Raw genomic sequence first — 1386 nt, forward strand, 5'->3', positions numbered from 1 at the left:
CACCCCGATACATCGGTGGCCGGTCTCCTCGCCGAGCAGGTAGGCCGCGTCCACGCAGGTGGCGCCGGCCCTCAGCTGAAGCGTTTCGCCGCTCTCCGTCACCACGGTGATCTCGCGGTCGCCGGCCAGGTCGGCGGTGAGCGCGGACCAGAAGGCGTCCGGATCGGGCGTCTCCTGCTGCCACTCCAGCAGCCGGCTGAGCCAGCCCGGGCGGGCCGGGTCGGTGCGGTCCAGCTCGTCGGCGTCCTGCACGGCGCCGGCCGGGGACGGGTCCCCGAGCGCGACCACCCCGGTCTCGGCCACCTCGTGCATCCGCCGGGTGCGGACCAGCACCTCGACCACCGCGCCGCCGCTGAGCGCCACGGCGGTGTGCAGCGACTGGTAGAGGTTGAACTTGGGCGCGGCCACGAAGTCCTTGAACTCCCCGGGCAGCGGCGTCCAGCAGGTGTGCAGCTCGCCGAGCACGGCGTAGCAGTCGGCGTTCTCCTCGACCACCACCAGCAGCCGCCCGAAGTCGGCCGGCCGCGGCCCCTGCGGCCGGCCGTCCGGCCCGGGCACGGCGGCCCGGCGGAGCAGCACCCGGTGCAGCGAGACGCAGTGCCGGGGGCGGACGGTCACCTCGGCGGTCACCCCGGCCTCGGCCAGTTGGCGGGCCAGCTGCCGGGCGAAGGGCTCCAGCAGGGTGTCCGGCTCGGCCTCGTGACCGGTCATCAGGGCGCGGGTGCGGGCGTGTTCCTCGGGGTGCAGGGTGGCGAAGACGATGTCCTCCAGCTCCGCCTTGAGCACCTGGATGCCGAGCCGCTCGGCCAGCGGGATCAGCACGTCCCGGGTGACCTTGGCGATCCGCACCTGGCTGGCCGGCTTCATGTGCCGGATGGTGCGCATGTTGTGCAGCCGGTCGGCCAGCTTGATCACCATCACCCGGACGTCGTCCCCGGTGGCGACCAGCATCTTGCGGAAGGTCTCGGCCTCGGCGGCGGCGCCGAAGTCGACCTTCTCCAGCTTCGTCACCCCGTCGACCAGGTAGGCGACTTCGGGCCCGAATCCGGCGCCCACCTGGTCCAGCGTCAACTCGGTGTCCTCGACCGTGTCGTGGAGCAGCGAGGCGACCAGGGTCGTCGTCCCGGCGCCGAGTTGGGCCAGGATCATGGTCACGGCCAGCGGGTGGGTGATGTACGGCTCGCCGCTCTTGCGCTTCTGGCCGCGGTGGCTGGCCTCGGCGAGCCGGTACGCCCGGGCGAGCAGGCCGAGGTCGGCCTGCGGGTGGTGCCGGCGGTGGACCTGGACGAGCGGCTCCAGGGCGTCCGGCACCGGCGGCCGGCCGGTGGCCAGTAACGCGGCCCGCCCGGCCCGGCCGAGAGCGGCCCGGCCGAGCTCCCCGAGGGG

Annotated in this window: 1 protein-coding gene; it reads right to left on the bottom strand. The window is 74.1% G+C overall.

From position 1 onward, the window contains the following. A partial coding sequence (locus ACIQOV_RS41430; RefSeq protein ID WP_401056316.1) for a RelA/SpoT family protein occupies positions 1-1386 on the bottom strand: 1386 nt, incomplete at both ends.

Source organism: Kitasatospora sp. NPDC091257, assembly GCF_044757675.1.
Classification (GTDB): Bacteria; Actinomycetota; Actinomycetes; order Streptomycetales; family Streptomycetaceae; genus Kitasatospora; species Kitasatospora lactacystinica.